Here is a 25,254-nt window from a genome sequence, read left to right on the forward strand (position 1 = left end):
CTTAAAAAACAAGTACCTTTGTATCTCACATTCCTTTAAACAACACATATTATGAAAAAACTCTGCCCTCTTATTCTTTGCACACTTTTTTCTCTTTCCGCAGCGTCCATAGAGACGGTGGATTATACTCAAGGGCTTTCCGTATGGTTCGACACTCCCAACAATCTCAATGGACAAGCTATCTGGCTACGTGCCAACGGCACAGGGGCGAATCCGGACAAAGCATGGGAAAACCGTTCGCTACCTATCGGGAATGGCAGCCTGGGAGCGAATATCATGGGCTCCATATCCGCAGAACGAATCACACTGAATGAAAAAACTCTCTGGAAAGGGGGACCGAATACCGCCAAAGGCGCCGAGTATTATTGGAACGTAAACAAACAGTCGTCAGGTGTACTGAAAGAAATCCGGCAGGCTTTCCTGGACGGGGATTCTAAAAAGGCGGGGTATCTCACGCAGGAAAACTTCAACGGGCTGGGAGCTTATGAAGAAAAAGACGAGACTCCGTTCCGCTTCGGTGCTTTTACCACGATGGGAGAGCTTTATGTGGAAACCGGACTCAGCGAAATCAATATGAGCAATTACCGCCGCATCCTGTCGTTGGATTCGGCGATGGCTGTGGTGCAATTTTACAAAGACGGGATACGGTATCAACGTAAATACTTCATATCCTATCCAGACAGCGTTATGGTCATGAAGTTTACTGCCGACAAAGGCGGAAAACAGAATCTTGTACTTAGCTATTGTCCCAACAACGTAGCAAAAAGCCATCTGGAAGCAGATGGAAACGACGGATTAGTATATACCGGCGTTCTCAATAACAACGGAATGAAATTCGCTTTCCGAATCAAAGCTATCCACAAAGGGGGAACACTGAAAGCAGAAAACGACCGGATTATTGTGAAGGATGCTGACGAAGTGGTATTCCTGCTTACGGCAGATACCGATTATAAGATGAACTTTGCCCCAGACTTCAAAGACCCGAAAGCCTACGTCGGCAACGACCCGTCACAAACGACTCTGGCTATGATGGACAATGCCCTGAAAAAAGGTTATGACGAGCTTTATCGTAATCACGAAGCCGATTATACCGCGCTGTTCAATCGGGTACGTTTTGAAATCAATCCGGAAATCGGCACTCCCAACCTGCCGACCTACAAACGACTGGCTAGCTATAAGAAAGGCGTGCCGGACTATCAGCTCGAACAATTGTACTATCAGTTCGGACGCTATCTGCTCATAGCCAGTTCGCGCCCCGGCAACATGCCAGCCAACCTGCAAGGATTGTGGCACAACAATACCGACGGCCCGTGGCGGGTAGATTACCACAATAACATCAACATTCAAATGAATTACTGGCCTGCGTGCCCCACCAATCTCTCTGAATGTACATGGCCTTTGATTGACTTTATACGCAGCTTGGTAAAACCCGGCGAGAAGACAGCACAAGCCTATTTCAACGCCCGCGGATGGACAGCATCCATCTCTGCCAATATCTTCGGATTCACAGCTCCCTTATCCAGCAAATCTATGGCATGGAACCTGAATCCTACCGCCGGTCCGTGGCTGGCAACGCATATATGGGAGTATTATGATTATACCCGTGACACGAAATTCTTAAAGGAAATCGGCTACGACCTTATCAAAAGCAGCGCACAGTTTGCGGTAGACCACTTGTGGCACAAGCCCGACGGGACTTACACCGCCGCTCCTTCCACTTCTCCCGAACACGGCCCGGTGGACGAGGGAGTCACTTTCGCGCATGCCGTAGTACGTGAAATATTACTGGACGCCATCCAGGCAAGCAAGGTGCTCGGAACGGACGCCAAAGAACGCAAACAATGGGAAAACGTACTGACCAAACTGGTTCCGTACCGTATAGGACGCTACGGTCAGTTGTTGGAATGGTCTACCGACATAGACGACCCGAAAGATGAACACCGCCACGTCAACCACCTGTTCGGATTGCATCCGGGGCATACCATCTCTCCCGTGACTACCCCCGAACTTGCACAGGCAGCCAGAGTGGTACTGGAACATCGCGGAGACGGCGCTACCGGTTGGAGCATGGGTTGGAAGCTCAACCAATGGGCACGACTGCAAGACGGAAACCATGCGTATAAACTATACGGCAACTTATTGAAAAACGGTACACTGGACAACCTCTGGGATACCCATGCGCCTTTCCAGATAGACGGAAACTTCGGCGGTACGGCAGGAATAACCGAGATGTTATTGCAAAGCCACATGGGATTCATCCAACTTCTTCCCGCTTTGCCGGATGCATGGGCAAACGGCTCAATAAGCGGAATCTGCGCCAAAGGAAATTTTGAGGTTTCCATCTCCTGGAAAGAGGGACAACTGGAGAAAGCTATCATCCATTCCAAATCCGGAATCCCCTGTAACGTAAGATACGGAGACAAGACGCTCAAGTTCAAGACCGTAAAAGGGAAAAAATACGAAATCACCTTAAAAGGGGACAAGTTAGCCGTATTATAAAGAAGGCATCTGTCCTCATAAACAAACCTGCTTTACATGAAAACCAAATACGCTGTTCTGTCAAGCCTTTTCTTTATCATACAGTTAGTCGGTGTTCTCCCTCTCCGGGCAGAACACTATTACTTTAAACAAATCTCTCTGAAAGAAGGGCTGCCTTCCAACGTGCGCTGTATTCTCCGGGATGAGCAGGGTTTCGTATGGATAGGTACCAAATCGGGACTGGGAAAGTTCGACGGGCACGAACTGAAAAGATACAAACACCAGGCAAACGACCCGAACTCGCTTCTCCACAACCTGATTTATCAGATTGCCGAAGACAAGCAACACAACATCTGGGTACTGACTGAAAAAGGTATTGCCCGCTACCAACAGCAGAGCAACGACTTCACGTTCCCCACGGACGAGGACGGGAAGAATATCACCGCCTATTCCTTCTGCCTTGTCCCGGACGGAATCCTCTTTGGCGGCAAGGACAGGATTTACAAATATAGTTATAACGATTCTTCTCTCCGGCTTCTGCAATATTTCAACGCCAACTCTTTTAAAATCAACGCTCTCAGTATGTGGGATTCAAAGACGTTGCTTTGTTGCAGCCGTTGGACAGGCATATACCTCGTAGACCTGCATACCGGAGAGCACAGACGGCCCCCTTTCGACTGCGGGCCGGAAATTACCACCATGATGACCGACAGCCGGAAAAGAATATGGATTGCCCCTTACAGCGGCGGACTTCGTTGCTACTCATACGACGGCAAACTACTGGCTTCGTACTCCACCCGCAACTCCGCCCTTAGCAACGACATCGTCCTAAGCCTCGCCGAAAGGGAAGGGCAACTGTGGATAGGAACAGATGGCGGCGGAATCAATATCCTCACCTCCGAAACCGGGGAAATCTCCCAACTGGAATATATCCCGGGACGTGAAAACTACTCTCTCCCCGCCAACTCCATTCTCTGCCTGCACAACGACCACAATAACAATATATGGGCAGGAAGCACCTGCAACGGATTAATCAGCATCCGGGAAGTGTTCATGAAAACCTACACCGACGTAGTCCCCGGCAACGACCGCGGACTAAGCAACAGCACCGTGCGAAGCCTTTACCGCCAATCGACCGACAGTATCTGGATTGGTACGGACGGCGGCGGTATCAACCTCTTTAACCCGCGTACCGAGAAATTCACCCATTATCTTTCTACCTGGAACGATAAAATAGCGTTTATCAGCGGATTCACTCCCGGAAAACTACTGATTTCCCTTTTCTCCAAAGGAGTATTCATATTCAACCCCGCAACCGGGGAGAAACAGCCTTTTACCATTGTCGACAAAGAAACTACGACACAACTTTGCAACCGGGGTAAATCGGTCAACTTATATCAGAACACCCCCAACACCGTGTTATTACTGGGCGACCATGTCTACCAGTATCACCTGAAAGAAAAGAAATTCGACAAGGTCACCGGAGAAGAAGGGAAAAGTATTGTCGGCACGCTCGTCCCCTTCAAGCACGAGAACAACCGGACTTACATCAACGATTTCAAACATATCTACGAACTGCACGATGGGGATTCCTTGCTGCAAACAACCTTCGAATGTTATCAGGATACCGTAATCAGTTCGGCGTCACACGACGAGCACGGCGATTTCTGGATAGGAAGCAATTTCGGCCTTATCCACTACAACCCCGTTTCCCAAAAGCAGACGCACATCCCTACCAACCTGTTTACCGAAGTCAACATGGTGCAATGCGACCAGAGGGGCAAAGTATGGATAGGTGCGGATAATCTACTTTTCGCCTGGCTTATACAGGAACAGAAGTTCGTTCTCTTCGGAGAGTCGAACGGAGCTATCCAAAACGAATATCTGCCCAACGCCCGGTTGGTAAACAATGAGGGGGATGTCTATATCGGCGGTGTAAAGGGTATGCTGCGCATTGACGGCCAGCTGCTGCTGAATACATCGGAAATGCCGGAACTGCAACTGTTGGATATTATCATCAATGGTGAGCCTGCACAGAACAAACTATATAGTCATCCGGCAGCAATCTCTGTCCCATGGGACAGCAATATCACCATCCGAATCATGTCGAAAGAAGAGGATATCTTCCGTAAGAAAGTCTACCGCTATCGGATAGAGGGGCTGAACGACCAGTATATCGAATCGTACCAGCCGGAATTGGTAATCCGGTCGTTACCACCGGGCAATTACAAAATTATGGCTTCATGCACAGCGAAAGACGGCAGCTGGATTCCCAACCAGAAAATACTAGAACTAACCGTACTCCCGCCATGGTATCGCACGTGGTGGTTCATTCTCGGTTGCACCATTCTCATTGCCACCATAATCATCGAAACTTTCCGCAGAACATTGAAACGTAATCAGGAAAAACTGAAATGGGCGATGAAAGAGCATGAGAAACAGATGTACGAGGAAAAGGTACGTTTTCTTATCAATATCAGCCACGAACTACGGACTCCGCTGACGCTTATTCATGCGCCACTCAATCAGATTTTGAAGTCGCTCTCTTCCGGAGACAGCCAATATCTGCCGTTAAAAGCCATCTACCGGCAGGCACAACGAATGAAGAACTTGATTAATATGGTGCTCGACGTGCGGAAAATGGAAGTAGGGGAGAGTAAACTGCAAATTCAGCCTCATCCGCTCAATCAATGGATTGAACACGTTTCGCAGGATTTTATCAGTGAGGGGGAAGCAAAGAATGTGCATATCCGCTATCAGCTCGACCCACGGATAGAGAAAGTCAGTTTCGATAAGGACAAATGCGAGATTATCCTAAGTAACCTGCTTATCAATGCCTTGAAACACAGTCCGCAGGACACGGAAATAACGATTGCTTCGGAACTGCTGCCTGAAGAAAACCGGGTGCGTATCTCCATCATCGACCAGGGATGCGGACTGAAACAAGTGGATACGCACAAGCTCTTTACCCGCTTCTACCAGGGAACGGGAGAACAGAGCGGAACAGGAATCGGCTTGTCTTACTCCAAGATTCTGGTGGAACTGCACGGCGGCTCTATCGGCGCACAGGATAATGAAGAAACCGGAGCCAGCTTTTTCTTTGAGTTGCCGTTGAGGCAGGAACCGGAAGAAATCATCTGCGAGCCAAAAGCTTATCTGAACGAGTTGATGATGGATGATAACAGCGGGCAGCCGTCCGCGAAAGAGGTATTCGACACCACTCCATACACTATTCTCGTAGTGGATGACAATCCGGATATGACAGACTTTCTGAAAAGAACGTTCGAAGGATACTTCAAACGGATAATTATCGCCGGAGACGGGGTGGAAGCCCTTCAACTGGTCAGAAGCCATGTCCCTGATATTATAGTCAGTGACGTGATGATGCCTCGGATGAACGGGTATAAACTTTGTAAAACGATTAAAGAGGATATCAATATCAGTCACATCCCAGTCATTCTGCTAACTGCCAGAGATGACAGGCAAAGCCAAATAAGCGGTTACAAGAATGGAGCGGACGGCTATTTAAGCAAACCTTTCGAAGTGGAAATGCTAATGGAACTTATCCGCAACCGGTTGAAAAACCGGGAATATACCAAGAAAAGGTATCTGAATGCAGGATTAATCCCCACACCGGAAGAAAGCACCATCAGCCTGACAGACGAAACATTCCTGATTAAACTGAATAGTATCATCCAGGAAAATATAGAAAATTCCAATCTGGGCATTCAGTTTATCTGCCAGGAAGTAGGATTGGGCCGTTCTTCGCTTTATAACAAACTGAAAGCACTTACAGGCATGGGAGCGAACGAGTATATCAGTAAGCTCCGTATAGAAAAAGCTATTACATTGATATCCGGCACGGATATGCCCTTCTCTGAAATTGCAGAGAAAACCGGGTTTACCACTCCGAGTTATTTCAGTACGGCTTTCAAGCAATATACCGGGGAAACACCCAGTCAATATAAAGAAAGAAAAAAGAAAGGTCTGGCTGGTAAATAATACCATCATTATTCTTTATGCTGGCTGAAGTTTCCGGCTGCAAGCCAATTCGCCGCATATTGACCGATATTGACCGATTAACAAACGGGCTGCCACAGAATCACTTCTCCGGCAGCCCTTCTTTCATTAAATTAAAAAACAGAGAGTATGATACAGTTTATTCCTGACCTCCTCCTAAAGCACGGTATAGGTTAATTAAACTTTGTATTTCAGTAAAATGATTGGCCGTCTGCGAGAGTTGCGCACTAAGCAACGACTGCCGGGAGGTAAGCACTTCCAGATAGGTTGTATTACCATGCTCCATCAACAGAGTAGTGCTTCGCAAAGCCGTTTGCAGGGAAGTGATCTGTTTATCCAACAAGATTCTTTTTCCCTGACTGGTTTGATAGGCAATCAACGCATCATTCACCTCACTACCGGCATTGAGCAACGTTTGCTGAAAACCGAGCGCCGCTTCTTCCTGTTGCGCACGGGCAATGCGGTATTGTGCCACCACCTGTCCTCTGTTAAAGAGCGGCTGCGTAAGCGAACCTACCGCCGACGCGAGAAACTTACCCGGATTGATAATCATCGCCCCGGCGGAGTTTGTCCATCCGGCACTCCCGCTCAAAGTGATGGAAGGATAGAAAGCCGAACGTGCCGCATTGGTGCCATAGAACGCCGCTTCCAACGTCCGCTCTGCCGAACGGACATCCGGACGGGAAGAAAGCATCCGTACAGGAATTCCTATCGAGAAGTCGGCAGGAAACTGTTGCTTTGCCAATACACCACGCTCATAGTTGCGTGGCGTCTCCGCCAATAATAAGGCAAGACTGTTCTCCACCTGATTGATCTGCTGCTGCAAATCGAGGACCGAACCCTGCACCTGATAATAGGCCGCCTCCATCTGCGACACAGCCGATTCGTTTGCCAATCCGGCATTCATTAATGCACGGGTGGACGCAACGGTTTCTTTCCATGCCTCTTCCGTCTGACGGGAGATGTCGAGTTGTTCGTCCAGCATCAACAGGGTGTAATAGGTATTGGCGATACCTGCTATCAACTGCGTACGGACTGCCTGACGGTAATCCTCGCTTTGAGCATAAAGCGCTTTCGCCTGTTTCTTGGAGTTGCGCATACGCCCGAAAACGTCCAACTCCCAACTGGCAGTAACGGGCAACGAATAAGTCTGCGTAGCCTTCTGCGTATCGAAACTGCTCACTGTTCCCTGCGGAGCAAGCGCAAAAGCGGGCAGAAAAGCAAGTTTGGCGGACATCAGTACGGCCTGTGCTTCTTCCACACGGAGCTGGGCAGACTGATAGTCGGTATTGGTCTGCAATCCCACTTCAATGAGAGACTGCAAATAAGGGTCGGTGAAGAGTTCCCGCCAGTCCATATTACCCAGACCGGCAGTGTCTTCGGTCACCACTTCCCCGCCGTAAAGATCGTCGGGAACGACAGTGGCGGGTTCGTATTTGGTATAGATGCCACAACCGCTCAACGACAGACTGATGGCAACTAATGTGATGATATTCTTCTTCATTCTTTCTTTCATTTATTTACGTTCGCGTTCAACTTCACTCTTTTCTTTCTCTAAAAGCACCTGCACATCTGGTTCCTCTTCCATCGGTTTGCGGATTTTCTCCTGCAAAAACTCAAAGATGATGTAGAAAACCGGAACGACAAAGAGCAATGCCAGTGTCCCGACAGCCATACCGCCCACAACACCCGTACCCAACGAACTGTTGCCATTGGCACCTGCACCGGAGGAAAACATCAGCGGAAGCATACCGAAGATCATTGTCAACACCGTCATCAGGATAGGACGCAAGCGGACTTGTGCGGCAGAGTAGGCAGACTCCACGATACCCATTCCCTTGCGGCGACGTTCTATGGCGTACTCCGTAATCAGAATGGCCGTCTTAGCCAGCAAACCGATCAACATAATCACACCCGTCTGCAGATAGATATTATTCTCCAACCCGAGTATTTTGGCGAAAAGGAACGACCCCATCAGTCCGAACGGCACGGAGAAGATAACGGCAAACGGTATGAGGAAACTTTCGTAAAGACAGGCCAGAATCAGATAGATAAGGAAGATACAGATGGCGTAAATGAAAACCGTCTGCGCACCACCGCTACTTGCTTCTTCGCGTGCCATACCACCATATTCATATCCGTAGCCTGCCGGCAAAGACTGTGCAGCCACTTCTTCAATCACTTTCTGCACCTCGCCGGAGGAGTAACCGTCGGCAGGATTCACATTGGCGGTGATGGTGCTGTAAAGATTGAAACGGTTGGCCGTTTCCGGTCCCAGCACTTGCTTCAGCGTCACGAACTGGCTCACCGGAGCCATCTGCGTACCATTGCGTACAAACATATTATTCAGTGCCTGCTCGTCGAGGCGGTATTCAGGCGAAGCCTGCATCATCACACGATATACTTTACCATACTGATTATAGTTGGAGATATACGCGCCACCGCAATAACTGCCCACTGCATCGAGCACTGCACTCGGCGAAATTCCTGCACGCTTACATTTGGCAGCGTCCACTTCCACCGATATCTGCGGGAAGTTGATAGCATACGATGTATAAGCCATCGCTACCTCCGGACGCTCGTTCAGAGCACCGAGGAACTGTATAGCCGCTTCATAGAACGTAGCCAATTCTCCACCCGTCATGTCCTGAAGGTTCAGTTCGAGGGAGTTACCCATACCGTAACCCGGAATCATGGCAGGCTGGAAGCTGAATACCTGCGCTTCCTTTATCGCCTGGAATTGTCCGTTGAGGCGTGACACCACAGCATCCGAGCTATGCTCCTTGCCCTTTCGTTCGCTCCAGTCTTTCAGACGGATAATAATCGTACCGTACGAAGTTCCCTGACCGGATATCAGTCCGTACCCTGCTACGCGGGCGTAGTGTTCTATTTCGGGCGTATCTTTCAGGATATTTTCCAGGCGGTCCATCACTTTCGTGGTTTCTTCGAGCGTGCTTCCCGGTGAAATGCTGACATTCACCATAATGACACCCTGGTCTTCCTGCGGCACAAGTCCCGTTTTAGTGGTACTCATCAGGTAAACCAGCAAGGCAACGGCAACAGCCAGTGAAGTCCACACCATCCAGTGATGGCGGATGAAGAACATCACACCTCTTTTATATTTACCCAATACGGCATTGAACGAAGCATTGTAAGCTGCACGTACCCGTCCGTTGATACTCTTGGCACTCTTGGTTCCGTCCGACGGACGCATCATGATGGCGCACAAAGCGGGACAGAGCGTCAAAGCCGAAATCATCGAAATACCTACGGCAGTTGCCATCGTGATACCGAATTGCGTATAGAACACGCCCGAAGTACCTCCCATGAAGGTTACAGGAATAAACACAGCCATAAATACACAGGTACAGGAGACAATAGCCATCGTCACGTCGCCCATTGCATCTTTCGTGGCAAGATAGGCAGACTTATATCCGGCATCGAACTTGGATTGCACGGCCTCTACCACCACAATGGCATCATCCACCACCGTACCGATGGCAAGCACCAGCGCAAACAGTGTCAGGATGTTCAGACTGAAACCCGCAGCCACCAGACAGGCAAACGTACCCACCAACGACACAATGATAGAGATGGAGGGAATCAGCGTACTCTTCAGATCCTGCAAGAAGAAATAGACCACGAGGATGACCAGAATGATGGCAATAATCAGCGTCTCCACCACATTGTGTATGGAAGCGAAAAGGAAGTCGTTCGAACTCATCATCGTGACGAACTCCGTTCCTTCCGGCAGATTCTTCTCCATCCGCTCTATCTGCGTAGTGATTTCTTTGTTGACAGCGGTAGCATTGGAACCGGCTGTCTGGAATATCATATAAAGAACGGCAGGCTGACTGTCCATCTCACTGCGGAAACTATACGTCATCGTACCCAGCTCCACCTCTGCCACATCTTGCAGACGAAGTATGGAACCGTCTTCCCGCGAACGGACAACCGTATTCCGGAATTCTTCCACGCTTTTGAGGCGTCCGCGATATTTCATCGTAAACTGGAAAACATTCTTCGAGCTCTCGCCCAATGAACCGGTAGGAGCTTCAATGTTCTGCTCACCCAACACGGCGGTAATGTCCGACGGAACCAGTCCGTATTGTGCCATCCGTTCCGGTTTCAGCCAGATACGCATACTGTATGTATCGCCCAGCTCCATCACGTCTCCCACTCCTTCGATACGTTTAATCTGGGGAATGACATTGATGTCCAGGTAATTGGCAAGGAACGTCTGATCGTATCGACCGTCCGTGCAGACCAAAGCACCAATCTGCAAGAAGCTGGTCTGCCGCTTCATCGTGCTCACGCCGACTTTCGTTACTTCAGCCGGAAGCAATCCCTGCGCTTTCGCCACACGATTCTGCACGTTGACTGCCGCCATATCGGGGTCCGTGCCCTGCTTGAAATAAACCTGTATAATAGCCAAACCTGCATTGGAAGCACTGGAACTGATGTACATCATGTCTTCCACACCGTTGATACTCTCCTCCAGTGGCATGATGACACTGTTCATCACTGCCTCGGCATCGGCACCCGTATAACTGGCAGTTACGTATACCGTTGGAGGCGCAATGTCAGGATATTGCTCCACCGGCAGCGTGAAGAGCGAAATAAGCCCTATGGCCAGAATCAGTACGGAGATGGAGATAGCCATCACCGGCCGTTTTATAAATATATTTCCTTTCATAATCAGTCTCCTTCTTATTTAACTTGCATGCCTTCGCGCACCAGTCCGGCGCCTTCCGATACAATTTCATCACCTGCTTTCAGTCCGTCCAGCACCACATATTCGCGTCCGTCATTATTTGCGGCCACTGTTATCAGGGTAGATACAGCCTTTCCGTCCACTACCTTATATACAATCGTCTTATCCTGCATCCGCACGGTGGCCGTCTGCGGAATAGCAATACAGTCTTTATAAATGCTCGGCACTACCACCGTGCCCGATGCTCCGCTATGAAGCAACCGCGATTCGTTGGGAAACACCACGCGCGCCACCACAGTACCCGTTTGCCGGTCGATGACGCCGCTGATGGATTCGATGACACCTTTCTTATTATAAACCGAATTATCATTCAGGCGTAATTCCACTTCCGGCATGTTCTTCAAGGCTTCGTCCATGTCGCCATACTGGCGGGTGAGGGCAAGCAACTGATTCTCGGTCATGGAGAAATAGACATACATATCCGAGTTGTCGCTGACCGTAGTAAGCGGATAGGGCATATTGGCACTTACCAATGCGCCTGCACGATAAGGCAATGCGCCTACGACTCCGTCACTGGGACTTTTCACCTCGGTATAAGAGAGATTGTTGCGGGCACTGATCTCTTGTGCTTCGGCCTGCGACAGTTGAGCTTTGGCGGTGAGATAAGAATTCTCGGCCGTTTTCAGGCTGAATTCCGAAACTACTTTCTGCGCATACAGTTCTTTGTTGCTCTTGTAGGTCAGTTCGGCAGTACCCAGCGCGGCACGTGCTGCTTCCACATTGGCAATGGCGGTTTTGAGCGCGGCCTTGTAAGGCACTTGGTCGATAATGAAAAGCGATTGCCCGCGGCGTACTTTTTGCCCTTCGGTCACACAGAGTTTCTCAATCGTTCCCGACACCTGCGGATAAATATCAATATCCTGCCGCCCACGTATGCTCGCCGAATAGGAAGAAGAAAATTCCTTATCCACCGCTTCTATCTGCATTACTGCATAAGAAGAAGATTTCACTCCCGCATCCGATGCTTGCTTGCAAGATGCCATCCACACTGTACAACCGACAATCCCTATCAGCCGTATCCATTTTTTGCTTACTGTAATCATACTTTCTCTTTTGATCTTTTGTTAAATCCTGGACAAAAGTAGGAGAAAAGAACAAGGCAAGAGTGACCAATTTCCCTCCATAAATGTCCTATTTTCGCCATTTACGTTTATTATAGCTAACTATTTGGCAATAAACGACATATCAAACAAATCTGAAGAAGTATGGGACATTCTGTTTTCCCGATTATTCACCAACTTTGCAAAAAGAAAAAAGGAAAGAACATGGAAAAAGAGAACATTATAACGGTGGATATAGAAGATTTTAAGGACAGTCAGCACGTCCTTGATTATATTGATGATGACTTTGCGATAGTCAACAGTCTGGAGGGGACTCCTTATAGTAATGATACAATCAAACTGAATTGTTTTCTCATCGCGGTTTGTATAGAAGGGTGCATCCAGTTGGACGTCAACTACCGGACCTACAAGTTGCAGGCGGGCGAGCTGCTGCTCGGTCTGCCCAACACGATTATCAGCCATACGATGCTTAGTCCTAAATATAAAGTCAGGCTTGCCGGATTCTCTACCCGTTTCCTGCAACGTATTATTAAAATGGAAAAGGAAACGTGGAATACTGCCATTCATATCCACAACAATCCGGTGAAGTCGGTTGACAACGGGGAGGATCAAACAGTCTTCGGATTCTACCGGGATTTAATTATAGCCAAGATAAACGATGAGCCTCATTGTTACCACAAAGAAGTGATACAACATCTCTTCTCCGCTATCTTTTGCGAAATGATGGGGCAGCTTCATAAGGAAATCGAAGCTTCCGGCAACATGGAAGGTTCGAAAGAAGGCATCAAACAGGTGAATTATATTTTGCGGAAGTTCATGGAACTGTTATCGAAGGACAAGGGTATGCACCGTTCGGTGAGTTATTTTGCCAACGAGCTTTGCTACACTCCGAAGCATTTCTCGAAAGTCATCAAGCAGGCATGTGGCAGGACTCCGTTGGATTTGATTAACGAAACTACCGTGGAGCATATCAAATACCGATTAAAACGTTCGGAAAAGTCTATCAAGGAAATTGCCGAAGAGTTCAACTTCCCCAATCAGTCCTTTTTCGGGAAATACGTAAAAGCGCATTTGGGAACATCACCGGCCAATTATCGGAACAGAAAAGAAGAATGACAAAAAGAACAGATTCTTATGTTAGACAAATCTTTTTGGGGATCTTGTTCATCTTAATATAAAAAAAGAGTAATAATGTGCACATTATTACTCAATAACACTAAGATAGCTCCCGACTCTTGACTTATACATAAGTCTATATTGCTTTTTCAATTCTTTAGAGAGAAAAGAATGTTCAATCAGTTGATCAGTCAATTCATATATCTTACTATATTTTTCGAGACAAGAGTTTACCAAACGCTCGGGTAGACCTATTTTTAAGCCAAAGTGATAAAAAGTCTTCCCAGTAACCGCCGATGCACCACCGAAATAATCCGGTTCAGGATTAACAAACAAACCTTTGCTCATGGCAAAGATACCATCGTTTATATGGAGATGAGTATTCAATAAATCGTAAGCAGGAGATAGGCGGAATCTTCCTTTCTTCTCTTCCAATAAAGAAAAGTTCTTTAAATGGGCATCGCCGTTAGAATAGACAAAGTTGAACAAGATAAGTTCAAAAAAACGCAATTTATCCACTTGGGGGACAGAGCTGTATTTATCTATAATTCCTGCAAACTCTTCATAGGCCAGATTGTCATATTTATAATCGGAACCTCCATTTTTCCTGGTAAGCCCGGCTAAAGAAGCAAAATCCTCCTTTTGTAACTTTCCTTTCTCCGACAAATCAAAACGTCGTACAAAATAAGCAGGGGTTCCGTCCTGAAAAAAGCATAATCCATTAGGAGCTGTCGGAATCCCATATACTTGCGCAGCTATCTGCATTGTCAAATGTTCGTTGGCAGGACAAAACTCCTTGTTACGGAGATTATTGGGAACAGGCTTTAATATGAATTCGCCCTGTTCTCCCTCTTTGGTCAATCGCAATATCCCGTCATCGGCAACTAAAGAATACTTAATCTGGACTCCAGAAACGGATATGCGTTTGCTATTGTTATTGAAGAGATCAATACCGACATTATCGTCAAAATGCCTGTAAGGTAATTCACAAGATATATTTTTCCCATCAGAAAGCTGCTTCAAGGCTTTGGGTGAATATCCGCTTTCTCCACCAGTCTCCCGTAAAAGTGAGGGACAAATATGAATATCAGTTTCCATTATCACATTTTTTTAATTGTTATTGCTCCGATTGTATCTGTATGGGCAGTAGCCAGAAGAATACCAAAATCATCCTCTTCATCAATATGCAAGTTTCTAGCTTGAATAATCCGATTATCCCCTTCAGATGTCATATTAAAAAAAACAGGGAAAAGATAGGAAGAGGTATATTCCTGCTGTGTCTTGGGCATGGTCAGTGAGACAGCTGGGAGTTGTGGATTATTATAATAGTCCGTATCATAACAGAATGAATAGTGTTCACGATCTATTTCTGTTAACAGACCGGCATAAATACCTTTTATATAGACTTTGGCAGATCGACTCATATGTGTGTCTATTATTGAATATGAATACTAAGTCCTAAAGTTTTCAGGACATTAAAAAGAACATCGAAGCGGGGATTACCACTTCCACGTTCCAAGCGGACCAAAGCGTTAATCCCTATTCCTGCAAGAGTGGCCAACGTAGACTGATCCAACCCCAACTCCTTACGCCTTTCGCGAATATGTTTTCCTATCTCTATTAAATCCATAATTCACCATATATAGAAACTTTCTCACAAAGATAGAATCTTTTTAGTATAAAAACAAGTAAATTCACCATATACAGTGAATTTGCACATAAATAGCATAGTATTAAAGCATACTATCATGCTTTTCACCATATATGGTGATTTAAAAGAGATACATGCTTATAAAGGAAAGACATTGATTGCTGAAAGAAGTGCCAACATGAAGAATTGTATATTTTACCTATCCTGCTCTTTATATTTCGAGCCCTTCCTTGCACTTCATGAAAAACGCCCTCCATTTAGAGTTACAGATTTCGCAAATAACACAAAATAGGCATTATTAGCAAACAAGTTACAATAAAAGCAGTTAATCAAAAGCATAAATAGCTATCATATCACAAAGGATATATCAGATTGCTATTTATAAATAGGCAGTAGAAAAAGACAAACCAGCTCAATATATCCTCTTCAAAAACCAAGTTTAGCTTCCTTTAAAAGAAACCGATGGTTTGATTATAGCAAACGGACGGTTTGTTTAAACCAAACGGAGGGTTTGATTACGGCAAACGGATGGTTTAGTTACACCATATCGTGCATATTTCAAGGAAATAAATACAAGATAAAGAGAGATAATGCATATTCTTGCAATTGTTCATGCAGTTTATTTTCTATTTGGCCCTTTTCTTTCTTTCCTTTTTTCGTGAAGTTCTTAAAAACAGAACAGATTCCCCGTTATATGAAAGTACCTTGTATCCGGAGACAGGCAGAAACTTTCATATAACGGGGAATTCTATTTCATATTCTCAATGAAGAGAATCCATGAAGAGAATCAACGATTCTCGGTATCTTTCATACAACGCACGGAGAATGCATGGGAACGACCGGAGGAATGTGTCCAGGTCTTATCGGAGACTTTATAATACAGAGAAGTAGCTCCCTGATCCTTGTCATTTCCATAACTGCTAGCCGATGAGTTAGACCAATAGCAAGCGGCTCCCTTAGCGGTATCCAATCCTGTATTATTACCATTATTACCACCGTTGGAACCCCACTTACAACCTGCCAACGGCCAATATGCGTAATTCGTACCGTCATAGCAATATTTAAATACCGCAGTTGCGCTCTGTTTCACAAATTCTCCTTTCTGCTCTATCTCATCCAATACTCGGGGAGATACAACCCGGTAGCCTTTCGGACAAGGATCATAAATAGATTTATGACCGTCAGAAGGATTGAGATAAGTGCTCGATTCATTCGGGTTACCCCAGAAGTCATCTTTACGATCGGTACGTGCACCAGTCCATGCACCCAGATACCAGTCGGATTTTGTATTCTCCACATTATTGGTATAAAGCAACGCACGGGGATTTTCTATAGAGAAGCGGACGTTGGTGGCTTCGGTAGGTATATTAGTACCCACGGATCCCGACCAGCCGACCGGCGTAGGACGTCCCCATTGGAAGTAAACACCGTTTTGCTTCCAGTTGTCTCCTTCACACGTCATATAAGTACCCAGATTACGATCCAACACTACATATCCCGTATTACCATAAGGGTGTTCTGCCGGAGTAGGGGTCATCCAGATAATAAAACTCCAGATGACGGTAGTCTGATCCGCTCCATAGATAGCCACCTGACCGCAACCGCCGTCATAGCCTCCGCTTACTTTATAGGCATTGATCGTAATATTGTAATCACTGCCAATAGGGGAGATGTCCGTAGTAGAGCCATTTACGGCAATCATCTTATGATCCTTATTCAAATCGCAACCTAGAATAGTCTTGGCATACTTGGGTTCTTCCACTTCCATGAAGTTACCACGTGCCTTCACACTAATCGTATTGCTCACGCCACTGGTAGAAATATTCGTCAACAGACAGTTGGACTCGCCATAAGCCCATCTTCCTGCCAATAAACGTGTCTCTACCGGCTCATACCATTCGCAGGAGTTATCCGAAAGTTTCAGGTTGTTGACAGCAATCGTATTGACAGCATTGGCTTTCAGTTGCTTTCCTTCTTTGAGAATAGGAATGGTAACAGTCTGCTGGTCATTCTCCAGAGTGATGACAATGTACACTTCTTTGCCACTTAAATCGGCAGGATATGTAGTCAGGTATATATCCTGTGCGGAAGCGAGCAGTTCGGGAGTAGTCAGTGAAACAGTGGCATACGGTTTCACATCCGGACCGTAAGTCAGTTCGTCCGTATCCAAATCTGCTGTGAATACACCGGAAAGAGGAGTTTTTGTCTCCTTGTCATATAAAGAAACGCTCTTGAGCTTGTACGTAGAAAGCTCCTGGGATGAGATGCTGAACTTCACATACGCCATCGCATGGTTCAACGTAAATTTAGCAAGCATATCCGGACCGCTGACCGTAGCCTTGGCAAACGCAAAACCATACTTTCCAATATGATGGCTATCGCCGGGACGGCTTTGTTCCTGCTCAACAGACAGGGTAGAAGTTATCTTGTTGCCATTTTCGGCCAGTTCCGTACTTGCCCGGTAAGGATAGTAAATAAGAAGCTCCGTAGCTCCTTCTTCCGCCATCTTCACGTCGTCCGAAGTAAAGACGCCGGAGTTCTGCCCGATCGACTCATCACTTAATAAAGACTGCACATTATTGATGTCGGTCCCTGCCGTACGGGAGAAAACACCCAAGGCATCCCCTTCGCTCCAAATCACCGGATAAACGTCACCTGTTTTGTCACCGATAGAAATACGTGTCTGCGGAGACGAGAGTCCAACCAATGTCAGACATGAACCTGCCGTTGCCGGTTCTTTGCCGTTATCGGACGAAATAAGTTCGTCCTGCGTGCAACTTGTCATCATGAGAATCATTGCACCTATTGCAAATAATCTATTTTTCATACCATTCATTCTTTTGAGTTACACCATTCTTTACCATTCATTCTCTTCCAAATCACCGGCAGAACCGCCGTCACTCCATGCTCCTTCCGTTCCTGAAGCTTTCCAGGTCTGGAAAGCGGAACACACGGCACGCCCTTCGGCATTATAGGCGATAATCGCACTGATGTAATTCACTCCCGGACGTAATCCTTCGGTGATTTTACGCGTATAGGGCAGAGATACGGGTTCTCCGTTCTCTTCTACAAATTTCACCAGTTTCACTTCAATGTTATAGTCAAAACCGATGTCGGCCACGGGATAGAATTCAATGACTTTCGCTCCGAACGTAGTTCCTGTTTGCTGCTCGGAAGTAATCAGAGCCGTATTGTCCGCAATCTCCGAAACTGTCAGGTTCATGGTGGGAATGACACGCGGAGCCGAATCATCCTTGTCCGAGCAGGAGGCAGTTATCAGCAGTAGTACGAAGATAAATGCCATATTTATATATAAGTTCTTCATAATCATATTGTATTAGTTTTATTATTGTAGATTCTTATACCGCAGCAATGCTTCTAAAAAGTAATAATCGGCATACGTCAGAGGGACATCCACTTCGCTTTTATCAGGAAGTGCACCCACGCTGTGCTTCAGGATGAAACATTCGTTCGTACCCGGTTCTGCCAGATACTCTTTCGAGGCAAGCGTACGGAGTTGCTTTTCTGCCATGGCAAGATAAGATTCCTTGGCGTCCGTGCCGGGGATATAACGGCTTAGCTCAATAAAGGCGGAGGCCATGATAGCCGCAGCGGAAGCATCCCGATAGGTCTGTGCTTCTACCGGAGCGTCGAAATCCCAGTAAGGAATACCGTCGTCAGGCAAACGGCGGAGCAGCATATCGGCGATATGCCCGGCTTGCAACAGATAACTTTGATACCCCGTCAAGCGGAACATCATCGTATAGCTATACAAGGCCCATGCTTGTCCGCGACTCCAGGAGGAATCGTCCGAGAAGCCCTGCACCGTTTGCTTGCCGCGCACTGCACCCGTTTCAGGGTCATAATCCACCAGATGATACGTGGAATAATCATCCCGGAAGTGATGCTGGATAGTGGTATTGGCATGCGTACAGGCAATGTTCTGTAAAGAGTCGTCGGCATAGGCTTTCGACATGGACAACAGCAGTTCAAGGTTCATCATATTGTCAATAATCACCGGGTACTTCCAGTCGCAACCTTTGCGCACAAAGTCCCAGCTACGAATCACACCGGCAGTAGGATTGAAACGAGTTGACAAGGATTTGGCGCCCTGATAGAGCACTTGTTTATAAGCCTCATTACCTGTCAACCGGAAAGCATTCCCGTAACTGCAATTCAACTGGAAACCGACATCATGATCCCTGGTCACGTATTGTATAGAGTCGAGTTTCAGCGTGTTCTTCTCGGCCAGTGTTTTCACTGCTTCATTGCCTGTATATTCGTAGATATACCAGAGGGAACCGGGATAGAAGCCGCTGCACCACCAATAGATATTTGAGGGAACAAACTCACCATCGGCAGAGAGCGTGCGGGGAAGTGTCTTTTCTGTCAAGCGGGTGTCCATAGTCGTGTATTGTTGCTCTGCAACGGTAAATACACGGTCAATCAATGCCTCCATCGGCTCCTGCTTCGTGCAGGAGGCCAACATCAAAAGTCCGAGTATAGATATTAATAGGATTCTCATACGTTCCATTCTTTTTTATTTAGGGGACAGGGTTGTGGTAAATGTGACGGTCTGATTGGCGGTGACCGTTGCTTCAAAGCCGACCATATAGGTGCCCGGATTAGCCTGGTCATAAGAGTTCTCACTGGTGGTACTCCATTGCTTGTAGGTAGGCTTCACGCTTCCGCTGGCTGTGAGATACATCACTTTGCTTCCGTTCGTTAGTACAATGCGGTTACTTTCCACCGTCGGAACGGCAGGCGTCACCATACACCAGCGCACTTTGGCGGATTTATCTGTTCTCGCCTTGATCTCATCCATAACCACTAAATCTTTATCGTTCACGATTTTCACGGTACGGGTAGCGGACGCCGCCTGATCGGACACTACTTCAGTCAGATCGAAAGTGGCTCCCAATTCCGTAGCGGTATTGATAGTAGTAGTCAGTGTAGCCACCCCATTTACCCGGTGACGGGCGTCGTTGATTGAAATCGTGCTATGATTCAAGTTATTCAGGCGGAATACATCCCAACGCATCGAGTTCTGTCCCATATCCCAAAGATTACCACCCAAAGCTGACAATTTCGACTCGAGCGTTGTATAACTTTGCAGACCGAAATCCATCGACCAGCGCACTCCATACGCGTCGTACACAAACGAACCAGCATCCATGTGTCCGTGGCTCGAACCTGCCTTTCCACCTTTGATTCCGAGGTATTTATCCGTATCGGTGTACGTCCAGTCGGTATGTACCATCACTACGGGCGTTTCCCCTTTTCCACTCCATAGTTTATTGGAAGGAGCGGAGATTGCGTCCAGATTCAGATTATTGGCAAACGCCATAATCATCGGCAACAGGCGGTTTTCGGCACAAGAAGCGTATTCACCGTTCTTCAGCATTTTCAGTTCATTATATAATAAGGATGGATTACTGTATTTATCGGCAAACCACCACGAAGCCAATGCCGCGGTAGAGGAGGGAGCACAGTCGGAATAATTAAAGAACTTGCTGTTCAAGCCTGTCATATACAGCATATACTCTGCCGTTTTGGAGAATCCCGGTGTATCGGAAAGCCCGTTATCCGTGCCAAGCGTACTGTTGAGGGCGGCAAGCATCAATACCTGATAGAGCGTGCCGTAACACCAGTAACCGCTGCCCTCCGGATAGTTGCCGTCGGGAGAGTACATCACTTCCAATGCAGGTTTATTGGATTCCAATGCTTTTTCAATCATGTCCTTTGCTTCGGAAGGATTGTTTTCATAGGAAGCCAGTGCCGCACAGACCAGTCCACCATTACAAACCTGGTTCCAGTTGTTGGTGGCCTCGTAGAAGTTGAGGTTCCAGTTCTTATCCTGCGCCTGTTGGAAGGCAAACTTCAACAGTGCGTTGGCCGCTTTCGTACGGGTGGCTGCGCTTAGTTCGTTGTAGAGCCAATCGTAGCCGAACGCAACAGCCGTAGCCATTTCGCCCACATCGAGAAAGTGGCGTTTCGAGTTCCAGTCGGGAAAATTGCAGACAGCGTTCATATCCGTTTCCGCTTTAGTCAGGTATTTGGCATCGCCGGTCATCCGGTAGGCATAAGCACAGGTGAAAATACGCAGTAACGCGTCGCGGGACACATCGAGGATACGTTTGTTGCTGGCATCCAATTTATAAGTCAGTGCCGTGGCGTTCATCCCTTTACTGTTGCATACACTCATAATGGTATTATGGAGCAAGGTCAGATTGGCACTCGAATTGGCATCCACTTTGGCTTTCAACGCAGTGAAGGCCTCGGCGTTCATCAACAGGCGGGGATGATTGTCCGCAGTCAGTTTGGAATAATCCAGTCCGCCCTCCGGCTCCGTGGGATTCGGTTTCTCATGGGTAGATCCCGGACGGAATCTGTTCTCATCTTCATCGGAACAACTAACGGCTGTTCCTACAAAGAAAGCTATGATGATTGTTTTAAAAAGAATCGTTTTCATGGTTCAATGAATTTATTTGTATTACTACTTCAAAGGAATAAGTCGTACTTTCAGTTGCACGGCACGATTGGCAGGAATCACCGTCTCAAAGCCCACGCGGATGGTTCCCGGATTGCGGAAATCATATTCATGCGGGGGCACGTTCGACCAGGTTTTCATTTCTACTTCCGTATCGGCATCTACCGTCAATAGCATCCGTTGTCCGTCTTTGGTTAATTCCATCCGGTTCTTGCCTGTAATTTTGGCTTCTGCCGGAGTGACCATGATCCAGGATACGGCAGCTTCTTTGTCTCCCGTCTGCAACCGGTCGGTCACTTCCAGATGGTCTTTCTGATCCAATATCACGGTGCGGACGGCTTTCTTCACGCTGTTGGCAAACACACTCGACAGGTCCACTTCCGCCCCTTTCTGTTTCTTCGACTCGAAAGTACGGATGATCGGGGCATTGCTCTCTACCAAATGGCGTTCTCCGTTAATCGTCAACGTATTGTGAGCAATATTGCTTAGCCGGAATACTTCCCAGCGTTGTCCGTTCTGCGACATATTCCACAGGTCCACTCCCTTACTTTCGAGTGTGATATAACTCTGCATCCCCAAGTCCATCGCCCAACGCACTCCGTCTCTCTCGAAGATAAACGACCCGGCATCCATGTGTGCATGAGAGGTAGAGGGCGAACCTCCTTTCACTCCCAGATAGGTATCTTTCTTGCTGTCCCATCCGCCACGGTAGATAAACACAGGCGTATCTCCACGGTTAAACCAGAAGTTTTTCTTCGGCTTTCCGATCCGGTTCAGGTCGAGCTGTGAACAGAACACCATCAGGCTGGGCAGTAAACGGTCTTCGGCAAACTGCATATCCGGGCGGTCGAGATACTGACGTTCGATCCACAACAGGGAAAGGTCTTTCGCCTTGCCTGCAAACCAGAACATCATCATATTACACTCTGCCTCCACCGGAGAGTCCGAGAAACAGAAACAGTCTCCGCTCGGAGCTGTCATATACTGCATGAAACGGGCAGATTCCATGAAGCCGGGGGCTTGGGAGAGCCCATTGTCTGTGCCGAAAGCACTTTCGAGCGCAGCAATGAGCATTACCTGAAAACTTGTCCCGTACCCCCAATATCCGAACCCTTCGGGATAACCTCCGTCGGGGCCATAACCTACCATCGCTTTCGGATTTGTCTCCATGCATTTCTCTATGATGCCTTTCGATACCTCCGGAATCTCTTCAAAAAGAGCCAGCGCGCCATACGCCAATCCACTATTACATACGGAATTCCAGTTATTCTTGGCTGTATAGAACCAGGCATGACGGGTGTTCTTTGCCGCGTCGAACCCTTTCGCGATGATTGCTTCGCGCACCACCCGGCGGGTGTCGGGCTGCAAAGAGTCATACAGCCAGTCATAACCGATAGCCAATGCCATTACCATCTCACCCACATCCAGGAAATGAGTAGGGTTCCAGTCGGTGAAATGACTAACGGCCAGCATCTCCTGTTCCGCACGGAGAGCGTATTTCTGATCTCCCGTCATACGATAAGCGTATGAGAGGTAATAGATACGCTTCAATGCGATGCGCGAAATCGCCAGCAGGCGTTTGCCCTCCTTGATACGTTCCACAGGTGGTTCCGTAAGTGTCCGGTCGCAAAGTTCCATAATCCGTTGGTGAACAGTGGCCAACGGGGGATACTCCGCAATGGCTTTCCTGATGGCTTCTTCTCCTCCCGCCGGCAATAACAACCGGGGATGAGGCGCTATCTTGCCATAATCAAACTGTTGCGCAACTACACCCGTGCAACCGGATACAAAAATGAGTAATAGTAAAAGTATTTTCTTCATCCTTATTCAAATCTTTATGATTAATACGCCCAACCGCTTCGTTTAGTCAGGTTCGGGTTCTTTTGCGTTTCAACGATAGGAGCAGTCCACGGCCACATGTAATCGGTGTAATACCAGTTATACTCTACCAGTTCGCCCCACCAGGATTTGCCGCCATTGATGTCTTTCCCCTGGAATTTGGTTTCTTTGTAGGTTCCCCAACGTACTTCATCGAAGAAGTTGATTCCTTCCAGACAGAATTCCACGCGACGTTCATAGCGTATCCTTTCGAGCATGTCTTCCTTTCCGTTCACTGCGCACGGGCCGCTTCCGCCCTCTGTCAGTGCAGGCATGTGGGCACGGGTACGCACTTTATTCACCAGGCGGATGGCTTCTCCCAACTGATCGGTCTGCGCCAATGCTTCGGCATACTGCAACAGTACATCGGTATAGCGAATCAACGGCCAGTCGGTATGGCAACGGCTCCGGCTAATCAAACGGCCTTTCTCAAACTCATTGTACTTGCGATAGCAGTAGAAAGCAGAAGTACGTTTATCGAGCCAGAAGTCTCCACCATTCGTGCCCTGTTCCTTCAACGGCCAACGGAGTTGTTTACCGATTTGGTTGGCATCTCCTGCATAATTAGGTTTGTAGCAGTCCACTGGCACATAAGGAGTAACGACGGTCTGTTGCAGACGCGGGTCACGACTGTCATACGCCTTTTTGATGCGGGCTTCATTACCGCTGTTCAGGTAATATTTCTGATAGATATCTTCGCCTACCCGTTTGATAAGCGCATTCTTTTGTGAGGACATGGATTCCAGTCCGTCACGGCAGAAGAAGATTTCACGCTGTTTCGGAGTCAGCAAGTCCCAGTCTTGCAGGCCGTCTACTTCCGACCATTTGAAGTCCGATCCGTCTGCGTTCTTATAGTAATCTACAAAGTCTGCGGAAGGTTTTATTTCCGTCCAGCCATCATACGTATCGCGGGCGCCAGTCATTTGCTGAATGTTATCACAATAACCGGTTTCTTCGCTGAACTGGAGCGAGAAGATCATTTCTTTATCCTTTTCGTTTTCATATTTGAAGAAATCGGCATATTCGCCTGTCCACAAACCATAACCACACGTTTCCACTTCTTTGAAATCGTTGCCCGCTTCCTTGTATTGCTTCTTCCACATATATACCATACCACGCAGGGCATAAGCGGCACCTTTAGAAGGACGGCCGTAGTTTTCATTCAGCGTGTTATTGGGGAAGTCGGGATTGTTGATGCAATACGTCAAATCATCCAGAATCACTTGCCATACCTCATCCACCGAAGATTGGGCACGGGTACAGTCTTCGTTATTGATAGGTTCCAAATAAACGGGGACACCTTGATAAAGCATATTCAGACGATTGTACGCCCAGGCACGGAGGAAACGGGCTTCGCATTGGTAACGCGCCAGTTTATTAGCGCTCATATCCGCTTTATGCAGATTGGAAATCGCATCGTTACACGCATGGATGATGGTGTAACAGAACTTCCATTCATACCACACCTGAAAGTCATTGGCAGGTTTGGTGGCCAGCGAAAGCAGTTCCACCGGATAGTTGTTGGAATAATAATCGGTTGCAAAGCTCATAGCTTCGATTCCCTGACGGTTCAGTCCGTCGGCACGGCGAAGCTGGGTGGAGGAGAGTTGGGTGGCATAGAACGGGAAGTAGAGTCCTGCCATTCCCTTGTCGGCAAGCTCTTCCGTGGTCCACATGTTTTCACTTGCAATCTGGTCTTCCGGAGCCACATCGAGAATATCCATGCAGGAGGTAGCCGCCAGCGCCATCGTTAAAATCATTAATATCTTTTTCATATCAGATTCTG

15 protein-coding genes are annotated in these 25,254 nt (G+C 47.4%); 3 read left to right on the plus strand and 12 right to left on the minus strand.

Features of this window, described 5'->3' with window-relative positions; genetic code table 11:
* Positions 1–51 precede the first annotated feature (51 nt).
* Entirely contained in the window at positions 52–2,499 is a 2,448-nt protein-coding gene (locus KTR06_RS08065) for a glycoside hydrolase N-terminal domain-containing protein (RefSeq protein ID WP_217290180.1), read from the plus strand.
* 36 nt (positions 2,500–2,535) lie between these two features.
* Positions 2,536–6,480 (plus strand): hybrid sensor histidine kinase/response regulator transcription factor, encoded by a 3,945-nt coding sequence (locus tag KTR06_RS08070; protein WP_217290181.1) that lies wholly within the window; start codon positions 2,536–2,538, stop codon positions 6,478–6,480.
* A gap of 157 nt (positions 6,481–6,637) precedes the next feature.
* On the opposite strand, the gene KTR06_RS08075 is transcribed toward KTR06_RS08070, so the two are convergent.
* Genes KTR06_RS08075 through KTR06_RS08085 form a run of 3 tightly spaced genes read right to left on the minus strand, consistent with a single transcriptional unit; the run spans position 6,638 to position 12,315 of the window.
* A complete protein-coding gene (locus KTR06_RS08075; protein ID WP_004308479.1) occupies positions 6,638–8,002 on the minus strand; it encodes an efflux transporter outer membrane subunit in 1,365 nt (454 codons plus the stop codon).
* A gap of 12 nt (positions 8,003–8,014) precedes the next feature.
* Entirely contained in the window at positions 8,015–11,194 is a 3,180-nt protein-coding gene (locus KTR06_RS08080) for an efflux RND transporter permease subunit (RefSeq protein ID WP_217290182.1), read from the minus strand.
* A gap of 14 nt (positions 11,195–11,208) precedes the next feature.
* Positions 11,209–12,315: an efflux RND transporter periplasmic adaptor subunit gene (locus tag KTR06_RS08085; RefSeq protein WP_008023669.1), complete on the minus strand. Its 1,107-nt coding sequence runs from the start codon at positions 12,313–12,315 to the stop codon at positions 11,209–11,211.
* A gap of 222 nt (positions 12,316–12,537) precedes the next feature.
* Between KTR06_RS08085 and KTR06_RS08090 the strand changes: the two genes are divergently transcribed.
* A complete protein-coding gene (locus KTR06_RS08090) occupies positions 12,538–13,449 on the plus strand; it encodes an AraC family transcriptional regulator (RefSeq protein WP_004313768.1) in 912 nt (303 codons plus the stop codon).
* Between the two features lie 87 nt (positions 13,450–13,536).
* Here KTR06_RS08090 and KTR06_RS08095 read toward each other — a convergent pair whose 3' ends face one another.
* The 9 genes from KTR06_RS08095 to KTR06_RS08135 all read right to left on the minus strand — a co-directional run bounded on the left by KTR06_RS08095 (position 13,537) and on the right by KTR06_RS08135 (position 25,243).
* The gene (locus tag KTR06_RS08095) at positions 13,537–14,547 is read right to left on the minus strand and encodes a type II toxin-antitoxin system HipA family toxin (RefSeq protein ID WP_004308472.1); all 1,011 of its coding nucleotides are present in this window, start codon (positions 14,545–14,547) and stop codon (positions 13,537–13,539) included.
* 2 nt (positions 14,548–14,549) lie between these two features.
* Complete coding sequence (locus KTR06_RS08100) at positions 14,550–14,873, minus strand: HipA N-terminal domain-containing protein (RefSeq protein ID WP_004308471.1); 324 nt, start codon at positions 14,871–14,873, stop codon at positions 14,550–14,552.
* A gap of 11 nt (positions 14,874–14,884) precedes the next feature.
* Positions 14,885–15,079, minus strand: a complete 195-nt coding sequence (locus KTR06_RS08105) for a helix-turn-helix domain-containing protein (protein ID WP_004316118.1) — start codon at positions 15,077–15,079, stop codon at positions 14,885–14,887.
* Positions 15,080–15,887: 808 nt separating this feature from the next.
* Positions 15,888–17,927 (minus strand): fimbrillin family protein, encoded by a 2,040-nt coding sequence (locus KTR06_RS08110; RefSeq protein ID WP_217290183.1) that lies wholly within the window; start codon positions 17,925–17,927, stop codon positions 15,888–15,890.
* 30 nt (positions 17,928–17,957) lie between these two features.
* Positions 17,958–18,431, minus strand: a complete 474-nt coding sequence (locus tag KTR06_RS08115; protein ID WP_061447914.1) for a hypothetical protein — start codon at positions 18,429–18,431, stop codon at positions 17,958–17,960.
* A 15-nt stretch (positions 18,432–18,446) separates the two neighbouring features.
* The gene (locus KTR06_RS08120; RefSeq protein WP_217290184.1) at positions 18,447–19,625 is read right to left on the minus strand and encodes a glycoside hydrolase family 88 protein; all 1,179 of its coding nucleotides are present in this window, start codon (positions 19,623–19,625) and stop codon (positions 18,447–18,449) included.
* 15 nt (positions 19,626–19,640) lie between these two features.
* Positions 19,641–21,572, minus strand: a complete 1,932-nt coding sequence (locus KTR06_RS08125; protein WP_118219851.1) for a heparinase II/III family protein — start codon at positions 21,570–21,572, stop codon at positions 19,641–19,643.
* Positions 21,573–21,596: 24 nt separating this feature from the next.
* The gene (locus tag KTR06_RS08130; protein ID WP_004322634.1) at positions 21,597–23,411 is read right to left on the minus strand and encodes a heparinase II/III family protein; all 1,815 of its coding nucleotides are present in this window, start codon (positions 23,409–23,411) and stop codon (positions 21,597–21,599) included.
* A 20-nt stretch (positions 23,412–23,431) separates the two neighbouring features.
* Complete coding sequence (locus KTR06_RS08135; protein ID WP_217290185.1) at positions 23,432–25,243, minus strand: RagB/SusD family nutrient uptake outer membrane protein; 1,812 nt, start codon at positions 25,241–25,243, stop codon at positions 23,432–23,434.
* Between the last annotated feature and the right edge of the window lie 11 nt (positions 25,244–25,254).

This window comes from Bacteroides sp. MSK.20.12, assembly GCF_019052435.1.
In the GTDB taxonomy this organism is placed as follows: domain Bacteria; phylum Bacteroidota; class Bacteroidia; order Bacteroidales; family Bacteroidaceae; genus Bacteroides; species Bacteroides xylanisolvens.

What these genes read in the sequence shown, in the direction of transcription:
- KTR06_RS08080 (WP_217290182.1), bottom strand. Translation starts at nt 11,194, where the DNA reads ATGAAAGGAAATATATTTATAAAACGGCCGGTGATGGCTATCTCCATC.
- KTR06_RS08070 (WP_217290181.1), top strand. Translation starts at nt 2,536, where the DNA reads ATGAAAACCAAATACGCTGTTCTGTCAAGCCTTTTCTTTATCATACAG.
- KTR06_RS08130 (WP_004322634.1), bottom strand. Translation starts at nt 23,411, where the DNA reads ATGAAGAAAATACTTTTACTATTACTCATTTTTGTATCCGGTTGCACG.
- KTR06_RS08065 (WP_217290180.1), top strand. Translation starts at nt 52, where the DNA reads ATGAAAAAACTCTGCCCTCTTATTCTTTGCACACTTTTTTCTCTTTCC.
- KTR06_RS08100 (WP_004308471.1), bottom strand. Translation starts at nt 14,873, where the DNA reads ATGAGTCGATCTGCCAAAGTCTATATAAAAGGTATTTATGCCGGTCTG.
- KTR06_RS08105 (WP_004316118.1), bottom strand. Translation starts at nt 15,079, where the DNA reads ATGGATTTAATAGAGATAGGAAAACATATTCGCGAAAGGCGTAAGGAG.
- KTR06_RS08125 (WP_118219851.1), bottom strand. Translation starts at nt 21,572, where the DNA reads ATGAAAACGATTCTTTTTAAAACAATCATCATAGCTTTCTTTGTAGGA.
- KTR06_RS08115 (WP_061447914.1), bottom strand. Translation starts at nt 18,431, where the DNA reads ATGATTATGAAGAACTTATATATAAATATGGCATTTATCTTCGTACTA.
- KTR06_RS08075 (WP_004308479.1), bottom strand. Translation starts at nt 8,002, where the DNA reads ATGAAGAAGAATATCATCACATTAGTTGCCATCAGTCTGTCGTTGAGC.
- KTR06_RS08120 (WP_217290184.1), bottom strand. Translation starts at nt 19,625, where the DNA reads ATGAGAATCCTATTAATATCTATACTCGGACTTTTGATGTTGGCCTCC.
- KTR06_RS08095 (WP_004308472.1), bottom strand. Translation starts at nt 14,547, where the DNA reads ATGGAAACTGATATTCATATTTGTCCCTCACTTTTACGGGAGACTGGT.
- KTR06_RS08110 (WP_217290183.1), bottom strand. Translation starts at nt 17,927, where the DNA reads ATGAAAAATAGATTATTTGCAATAGGTGCAATGATTCTCATGATGACA.
- KTR06_RS08090 (WP_004313768.1), top strand. Translation starts at nt 12,538, where the DNA reads ATGGAAAAAGAGAACATTATAACGGTGGATATAGAAGATTTTAAGGAC.
- KTR06_RS08085 (WP_008023669.1), bottom strand. Translation starts at nt 12,315, where the DNA reads ATGATTACAGTAAGCAAAAAATGGATACGGCTGATAGGGATTGTCGGT.
- KTR06_RS08135 (WP_217290185.1), bottom strand. Translation starts at nt 25,243, where the DNA reads ATGAAAAAGATATTAATGATTTTAACGATGGCGCTGGCGGCTACCTCC.